The organism is Marisediminitalea oceani (genome assembly GCF_003731635.1).
In the GTDB taxonomy this organism is placed as follows: Bacteria; Pseudomonadota; Gammaproteobacteria; order Enterobacterales; family Alteromonadaceae; genus Alteromonas; species Alteromonas oceani.
This window is the reverse complement of record NZ_RCUA01000029.1, coordinates 1-8,727: the sequence shown is the minus strand read 5'-3', so window position 1 is coordinate 8,727 and position 8,727 is coordinate 1. Positions and strand designations below refer to the sequence as shown.

Annotated in this window: 8 protein-coding genes; 3 read left to right on the top strand and 5 right to left on the bottom strand. The window is 45.9% G+C overall.

Features of this window, described 5'->3' with window-relative positions:
* A partial coding sequence (locus D9T21_RS22860) for a hypothetical protein (RefSeq protein WP_206427253.1) occupies window positions 1–182 on the top strand: 182 nt, incomplete at its 5' end.
* 351 nt (window positions 183–533) lie between these two features.
* On the opposite strand, the gene D9T21_RS22965 is transcribed toward D9T21_RS22860, so the two are convergent.
* The 5 genes from D9T21_RS22965 to D9T21_RS09340 form a co-directional block, all read right to left on the bottom strand.
* Entirely contained in the window at window positions 534–953 is a 420-nt protein-coding gene (locus D9T21_RS22965) for a glucosaminidase domain-containing protein (protein WP_269529786.1), read from the bottom strand.
* Window positions 954–1,502: 549 nt separating this feature from the next.
* Window positions 1,503–2,666 carry an MFS transporter gene (locus D9T21_RS09355; RefSeq protein ID WP_100972757.1) on the bottom strand — a complete coding sequence of 388 codons (1,164 nt, stop codon included), beginning with the start codon at window positions 2,664–2,666 and terminating at the stop codon, window positions 1,503–1,505.
* 215 nt (window positions 2,667–2,881) lie between these two features.
* The gene (locus tag D9T21_RS09350; RefSeq protein ID WP_020745975.1) at window positions 2,882–5,005 is read right to left on the bottom strand and encodes a TonB-dependent receptor family protein; all 2,124 of its coding nucleotides are present in this window, start codon (window positions 5,003–5,005) and stop codon (window positions 2,882–2,884) included.
* A 196-nt stretch (window positions 5,006–5,201) separates the two neighbouring features.
* Window positions 5,202–5,507 (bottom strand): 2-oxoglutarate and iron-dependent oxygenase domain-containing protein, encoded by a 306-nt coding sequence (locus tag D9T21_RS09345; RefSeq protein WP_024024471.1) that lies wholly within the window; start codon window positions 5,505–5,507, stop codon window positions 5,202–5,204.
* A 413-nt stretch (window positions 5,508–5,920) separates the two neighbouring features.
* Window positions 5,921–7,729, bottom strand: a complete 1,809-nt coding sequence (locus D9T21_RS09340; RefSeq protein WP_123324713.1) for a sensor histidine kinase — start codon at window positions 7,727–7,729, stop codon at window positions 5,921–5,923.
* A gap of 93 nt (window positions 7,730–7,822) precedes the next feature.
* Here D9T21_RS09340 and D9T21_RS09335 point away from each other — a divergent pair, with 93 nt between their 5' ends.
* Window positions 7,823–8,239: a BLUF domain-containing protein gene (locus D9T21_RS09335; protein WP_123324629.1), complete on the top strand. Its 417-nt coding sequence runs from the start codon at window positions 7,823–7,825 to the stop codon at window positions 8,237–8,239.
* Between the two features lie 48 nt (window positions 8,240–8,287).
* A partial coding sequence (locus D9T21_RS09330) for a DUF1801 domain-containing protein (protein WP_164464629.1) occupies window positions 8,288–8,727 on the top strand: 440 nt, incomplete at its 3' end.

The window sequence follows — 8,727 nt, the reverse complement described above, 5'->3', positions numbered from 1 at the left end:
ATTCAGTGACTACATCATTCAACGCGACTTCGATTTTGGCGCATGAAGCACAAAAAACAGACCATCACTTGAACATGCAACATGTTGAGGTAAGGGCTTTCACATATCTCATTGCGGATTTCAGTACCAAAGACCAGTTATATTGCGTCTATCTTGATGACAACTACTTCACTGATTCCTGAAAAGTACCCATTTGACACACGTGCAACTGGCCTTAAATACAGCTGACACAGTGGGTAGTACATAGCGTTAATATTTCTTATAATCCTTTTCAGGGGTTTCACGTTGCCCTGTAAAGGTGACATAGATAAGCGGTTTGCAACTTCTATCGATGATGGCGTAGGGCTTTGCTGTCGAGTCTGTTTTCATAGTGGCGAGCATAAATTTAATTTACGATATATACGCATAGTTTTCGTTTATGGTCTTAATGTTGCGAGGCGCTTTTTCAACTAGTGCTTTGCACGATTTATCACGTTTTCATAGGGAAGCTAAGGCGAATAGGAAAGCGACGGCGAACCGCATTGGTCCGCCATCTAATCTGATGCCGTATCAAAGCGTGTTAGATCGTTGAAGGTAATCATGTCACGCAACTCTTTTCCATACTCCTCACCACGTTCAGAGTATTTGTTTAAACCGTGGGTAAGCGGTAACCCAGAAATAACAAACCCTTTTTCCCTAAGTGATTGGCGAATAGTGCGAAGCGGTTTGTAGGCATCATGACGATTTAAATTCATCATGTAGCTTTCGACCGAATCTGCTGGTGAACGAAAGTCGGCGACCTCATGGGCTTTTCCTTTATCACGAGACTGGGGAACAATGCCGCAGCCTTTGGTAAAGCACCATTGGCCAAAGAAGTTGTTCCCTTGTTTAGCAAAACGAGACGTGCCCCACGCACTTTCGTTTGCAGCCTGAGCGAGTGCTAATGAAACGGGCACCACATCCGCGCGACGCAACAATAATTGACAAGCAGACTCTTGTTGTAGATCGGCATCGTCAATCCGATACTTGGTTAAGTAACTTTCTAGCGAGGCCGCGTCACTGTTACCCTTATCGCATATTTTTTGAATTTGTCGTCTATCTGCGGCTAGTTGCTTATTAGCATCAACGATTATAGGGGTAAAATAATTGAAGAACGCGGTTTTGCGCTCTGGCCCAGCAGCGTAGGCAGTAAAATCAGGTGCTAATTCCTTGGCGAAAAAAATAAACCATACAGCTACACTAAGCAGTAGTGCGGAGCCTAAAAAAACAATATATTTAAAGTTTAGAATTGAATTCTTCCTTTTGATTAGTCAACGTTGTGATACTTAAGCTGTACCATAATTAATGGAAATATAGGTTAACCGCCTGAATACTTTATACAAGTTAAACTTAATATAGAAAATAAGCACGGTACGCTGTATAAAAATCGCGTAAAAATTTCAAACTGAGTGCACACTCGGTCTTGTGTACAACGATCTATTAATAAAGTGCACTCAGCAATGAAAAAAGGGGTTGCAACTATGTTAGCCGTAAACGCCCTTTGCTTTACTTTTCAGCTTAATACTGGCGATTAGCATATAAATGCTGGTGGCGAGGAGACAAGTAAATAAGTAACCCATCAGGCCTTGTTCACGCAGTATAAAACCATCGGCTATAATGGGTCCTGCAACTGAACCAAGACTATAACTGAAAAGCATAATCTGAGTAGCCGACACAATGTAATGGGCATCAAGGTTGTCGCAAGCAAGGTTGATGGCAACCGGATATAGGGCAAATAGGGCCATTCCAAGAAGGAATAGACCGGCGCCCAGTGCATATAAACCTGCAAAGGACAGTGTAAGAGAAATAGCAGCAACGCCCAGTAAGCAAAACAGGGCCATTAGTAGAGTTCTGGATAAATAGCGAGATAACATAGGGATCAAAGGCTGAACAGCCATTGCCCCAAGAATGACCAGCGCCATCAATCCTCCCAAGTGCTGATGAGCAATACCTCGCTGTATCAACTCTAGGGGCATTAAGCCGTAAACAGCACCTAGCGTTAACCCTGATACAATACATCCCATTATTGCAGCGTGATTGAGCTTGGTGATTTGCTTAAACGATAGTGGTGTGATTTCCGCGCTACTGGGCTGATCGCTTTTTATAAGCAGTAATACACCAACAGCAAAAAGTAGCGCAGTAAAAATGGCGACAAAAGGCATCACACCGTGAACGCCAACAAAGCCAAGGCAAAGCTGTCCTAACGAGCTGCCACCATAGAACGCTCCCATATAAAGGCCCACGCGCTTGGCGCGGTCGGCTTCATTACCATGTAATAACCAAGACTCAACAACAACGAATACACCTGCAACGGCAACGCCAGCAACGAACCGGGCAAGCAACCAAACGCTGGCGTCAGGGATTGCAGGCATTATGGCAATAGTAGTGATGAGCGTACCTAAACACCAAACAAATCCGTTTCGGTGTCCCAAGCGGGTAACCAAAGGCTCAATGGCCAACGCACCGAGAAGAAGGCCTGCATAAAAGCTACTTGCTAACCAACTGGCCAGCGACGTATCAAGGCCATAGTGCGTTAGCATAAGTGGAATGAGGCTCATTAAATAGCCTGACGCTATCGCATACATTGCCAGGGCAATCACCGGCGCTGAAATGCGTACTTTAGGCTCTGTAGACAATGTGTTTTCCAACGTTAAAGCCCCTGCAATCCGCAACTGCGTTCTAATGGCTATTAATTATTTGCGGGAATATGAGGGAATTTAACGGCGAGGTAAAACAAAAAGAAATGGTCGTAAAGAGCGATTTTATTACATGTTGAAGTGTGGAGGTGGTCTGAAAAGACGCTGGTTATAAGCGCGCACCGCAGGGCCAAGTTATCGCCCCTGCTTGCTTACAATTTTGCTATTTACATTTGAAAGCGTACGCCTGCAAATACGGTTCTTTCGAGGGCAGGTTCGATACCATCATTTCTCACGCGAGAATAATAGTTCTCGTCTAAAAGGTTATTAATGCCTCCATATACTGCCCATTGCGAATCGATACGATATTCAGCGGTCAGGTCAACAACTTCATAGGAAGGAATTAGCGCGGCTATTTCATCGATGCCTGTTCCTCTAGACGCATTCGAGTCTTGCCAAAATTGCTCGTCTACCATTGTCGCAGTAAGCGCGACATCAAGCTTTTCCGTGTTGTATATAAACCCGGCGCGTAAAAGATACTCCGGTGCAAAAGCGGTGGTATTTCCAACCAGGCTCTCGTTAAGGGAAGAGACGATTTCGGCATCAAGCAACGAGCCATTGGCAAAAATTCTAAAACTTTCGTCAGCACGACCCGCAAAAAGGTCGTAGTCGACGCTAAACTCTACGCCTTGATGGCGAGAGTCGCCAGAGTTCACTCGCTCTATGTCAGCGATATTTACCTGAATAGTTTCAATTTTGTCGTCAAAGTCGATTCTAAACGCGCTCACGTCAAGTACAAGACCATCAACAGGCATGGCGCGGTAACCAAATTCATAGTTCATTGCACTAGAAACATCGGGGCCATTTGAGCTGGCGAGTTCTGAATTGGGGTTGGCCAAATCATCAAATCGTTGAGGGCGATAAGATTCAGAAACGTTTGCATAAAGCTCACTGATTTCGTTGAGCTGATACATCATGCCAAGACCGAGTAGCAGTTCATTTTCAGTCTCGTCTACGTCGATAGGATCTCGGTTTAGACTTGGATTTTTAGTCAACTCTTCTAAGTCGTAATTAACGCGCTCATAACGTAGGGTAGGTACCACACTCAATTTATCGAATTTGAATAAATTTTCGATAAATACGGCGTTATACGTCATTTTACGGTCTTGATCGAATAGCAAGTCAGCGGCGTTCTGTTGGTTAGAGCGAATATCGCTACTGACGTGACGAGTTCTTGGGCTATCTCCCCAGTAAGAGGTTGTCCCCACAGTCAGCACATTGTTGTCGCCCCAGGCTTGCGCATAACGGGCGTCGAAGCCCCAATTATCGAATTCTTGTTGATCAATATTTGTGGTAGCAGGCTCATTCTCAGGCTCAGAAAATTGCCCAGAACGGCGACTAAAGCGGTCCATGTATGAATACCAGACATTCGCGTCAAGCGTCGCACTATCGCTAATCTTCTGCGCAAAAGTAAAATTAGCCAGTACTTGTTCTATCTCAACACGATTGAATGGGGTTAATGTTTGATTGCGGTCTTGTTCAAATTCCGTCGTACTCAAACGACCTGCTTCACCAGAGTCTGAGTTGTATACATCAAGTTCGAAACCAAGGCGAATGTCGTCAAACCCTTCATAAGCCACACTAACGTGGCCTGATGTTACATCGAAATCTTCATTATCTCGAGGGCCGTCGGCCGAACGGTGGTCTACCGATGCAAAGAAACCGAAGTCTCCAGTTGAAGTGGCAAACTCATTATAAGTGCTATATAGCCCATTGCTCCCGAGTGCTTGATCGGTTCGAAAGCCCGTATCGCGGCCTACTTCTGCGCGCTTGGTAATAAAGTTTACCGTCGGCCCTATTTGTGGACCGTAAATTAAACCCGACCCGCCGCGAACGAATTCTATGCGCTCAATACGCTGTGCTGGCGGCATGTAGTAGATGGTAGGGTATCCGAAAAGGTCTGCGGCTAGGGGAATATTGTTTTGAAAAAAGCCCACGAACTCAGACTCATGAGGGTTTCCTAAGCCGCGGTAGTTCACATTGTAAAAACTGGGGATGGCTTGATCTGAAACGAAGAGCCCCGGCAGCGTAGAAAACATCTGTCTTAAGTTTGGCTCAATGAAGTTAGGCATTTCATCAAGCTCTACCACTGAGGTCTTTTTGCCCTCAAAGATTTTGCCAGAATCAACGGCAGCCATGGTGCGTGGAAATGTTGAATCGCTATTTCCACTAATGGTGATACGCTCAATATCGTCTGGCGCTATAGCCGCCATTGCGGACGCGCTCGACAGTCCCGCTAGTGCAAATGCTATCGCTTTACCCAATTTAGATACTCTACTTACATTTCTCATAAATTTACCCTTTAATACTCTAAATACAAATGATAATGGTTCGTATATGATATATATAATTGTTTTTTTATCAACAAAAAATTCGAAGAATAAAATCTATTTAACAAAAATGCTTATGAACTAGATGATTGCCCACTCAGAGGGCGCTAGCAAGTCTCCTAGCGAAACGTGAGAATCCAGGAGTGGCTGTTCCCTTTCAAATTCCCAGGACGAAGCTACGCATAGTGAAGGTTTCTTTGATATCTGCCGGAGCGGTGGGATCCAGGTTTTCCTCCAGCAATCCCTGATAACCAAAGTTTTCCTGAGCAGAGCGATAACCGCAGCGGGATTTGGTTTGCTGATCGCCGGTAAAAAATACACGGCTGACCGCATAAACTTCCGCTAATAATGTCGGCTCTATACCAATGTCGCTGATTTGCATAAACCCAGACTGGCTTAAGCTCTTGTGGATTGCCTGCGCCGGGGCAGGATGTGGATAAAAGGGGATGACAGGTAAGGTCATTTTTGCTCTCTTTAAAAAATGGGTGACAATGCCGCGTCCGCTCAATCGAGGCGCAGACGCATGAGTTAAGTTAAAGAGATTTTGTGTTACCAGCCCACCAGGCCAGGCACCAGTGGAAGAAGCCGTAACTGCATGGCAGTAAATTAAGCTTACTAAAGTGAGGAATGCTCGCCGGCTGTTTGACACAACCGTGAGCCAGTACCGTGAGCAACGACATTAAATCGATCAGCAATCCTAAAACACCGCATGTAAAGCGGTGTGATGTCATACTCATTGATTGAAAAAACGAAGTGGTTGCCACGCGCCTGCTCTGTATATGGTATAAATAAAATACTACACGGCAGCCGGTTAAATGCAATGGGAAAATTATCGGTAAAACCCAATTGAAGCATGCTCCGAAATCGCCTTAAAACTCAATCAGCCTGCGCGTTTTCCTGCTTTAATGGCAACAACAAAGTAAACTCGGTAAACACACCGGGTTCGCTCTCGCAGTGAATCGAACCATCCAGTCGCTGCATAATGTTATACACCACCGATAAGCCAAGCCCGGTTCCCTCGCCGATGGGTTTGGTGGTAAAGAAGGGCTCAAATATTTTCTGCTGGATGTCGGCCGTCATGCCCGGCCCATTATCCCTAATCCGAATGTGCAGCGTATTATCTATCTCTGCAGCGCTTATTTGAATAACCGGCTCAGCCGTTTCTGCCGTCTCCATTGCCTGAACGGCGTTTTTAATCAGATTCACCAGTACCTGCTCAATGAGACCTGAGTGCGTATGCAACACGCCATTGAACTCAACATTCCGCTGGATGCTAACCTTGTTATCCAGGTCATATCGCATCATCTTCAGAGTGTCATCCAGCAGCACAGAGAAATCACAAACCTCTTTTTCTCCGGTCTGATTATGAGAAAAAGAGCGTAAGTCGCTAATGATATTTTTAACCCGTTGCAGACCATTAAAAGAATCAGCGACGATTGCTCTGATATCTTCCAAAATAAACGGTATACCCGCCTGCTCCTCAAATTCACTGAGACTTTGTTTGAGATGAGCCGCTTTTTGATCCTGCTGAATGTCGATGGCGGTTAACAACTCACTCTGCATGGACTGCAACTGGATAATGTTATCCAGGTAACTATCCATCGACGAAAAGTTACTGATCACAAACGACAGTGGATTATTAATTTCGTGGGCGATACCCGCAGCCATACGCCCGATACTGGCGAGCTTTTCATTGTGTGCCAATGCCTGTTTGGTAGATTTAAGCTCCAGCAGGGTATCCCGCAAACGGGTATATTGCTTCTTCAGGCTCGACTCAGCCTGCTTACGCTCCAATAACACCGTAAGCTGCTCGGCCGCTTTATTGATAATCGTGATCTGCTTCATGGAAACCCGATCCATCTCCTGTTCGGGGATCAGGTAAAGCAATAAACATACTACCCGTTTATACACCACGATAGGGAAAGCCAGATAACTGCCAATACGAGTTGTTATTAGTTGGGTGACCGGCTCCAGCCCGCCGCTTTCATCGAGCAGGTGAATTTGCGGGTGCTGCTCTTCAATTGCCTGGGCAAGGCTGGCCGGCAACCCGCCCTCTGATAACAGTGACTGCAAGGTTTTTACCAGCTCTTTGCCGGCAATGTCGGAATTACGCACTCTAAAACACGATGTGTTTTCCAGGTGAATTTCAAAGCTGCAGTGGGCATGGCACAACCTTGCAAGCGCGTTCGAGAAGGTAGAAAGCAGTGCGGTGAGCTTTTCGTCGCTACGTGAAAAACGAGTGATACAAACCAACATTTCTGTTTCTGCATCGTGCTGACGATAAGTGTTTTCAATATACTCAAAGGTAGCCAACTCACGTTTAAGCACACTGGCATTAAACTTTGCTTTCGCTTCAGACGCCGTTAGACAGGCATTGATTTGGAATTCTTCCAGCCAGACTACTTCGTCGAGTTGCTGAGTAGGGTTATGCATGAGAATGATGCGGGTATCCTGGTTAGCCAGTCCCTGCCGAATATACTCAGCTACCGACTGACAAAGAGAGATATCATCATCAGAGCCCACGCAGAGTATTACCAATGAGGGTTTGCAACTGCGCAGTTTCTTTTTAGCGTTTCTCAGGCTGGTTAGATTTTCGCTGTCCATGGTTCTATCCGGCAAAAATGCCGCTAAGTCTGGACTTTGACCAACTAAAAACACCGGATTTTCCATACGTTTACCCAACACAACCGTTTCTGAAAATTCTGCTATATTTGAAAGATAGTCGTTGCCGGCTGTTACGCAAACTACTGCGCAGTTGCTAAAAGAGGAAAATTAAAAATGAGGTTAGTGAGATTGGTGTATTACAGCCATGCCTCGCGGGAGATGTCACTTAGCGATCTTAAATCTATTCTCGACACCGCCCGCCGTAACAATCAGGCCCAGGGCATTTGTGGAATGCTTTCCTACGAACAACAGTATTTTTTGCAGGCACTGGAAGGCGAACGCAGCGCCGTTAACGAGCTTTACCTGGATATTGCTGACGATCCCCGCCATGACGAAATCACTATTATCAGCTATGAGGAAATCACCGCCCCCATTTTCAAACAGTGGAAAATGGGCTACGCCGGCGGCAGTGCCGAGTTTACTAAATTGCTCAAAGAGATGGGCCAGACTGAGTTCCTGCCGGAAACCATGAGCCCTCAACAGGCTTTTCAATTTCTGCAACACCTTGCTGGCAATCAGGACAACCTTTAGGGCATAGTTATTAACTAAGCAACTTCACCCTGTAAGTCAGGAGCCATTTTGCCCAACGCACCAAGCTTCTCATCGGTAGAACAGTACATCGCCGCACAGCCCGAGGAAAAACAGCTGGTTTTATCGCAGTTACGCCAGGCAGTAGTGGCGAACCTGCCAGCCGGGTTCCACGAATGCATCAACTGCAACATGATTGGCTATGTGGTGCCTCATCAACTGTTCCCGGCGGGATATCATTGCAACCCCGAATTGCCATTGCCCTTTATGAATCTGGCGGCACAAAAAAGCCATTACGGCTTTTATCATATGGGCATCTATGCCATGCCTGAGCTCGAAAGCTGGTTTCGGGGCCGTTACGCCGAAGTTGTGCCTACCAAGCTGGATATGGGTAAGAGCTGTATCCGTTTTAAAAATCCCAAACACACCCCCTACGACTTAATTGGCGAGCTGGTCAGCAAAGTGAGCGTTGATGACTGGATATCGGTTTA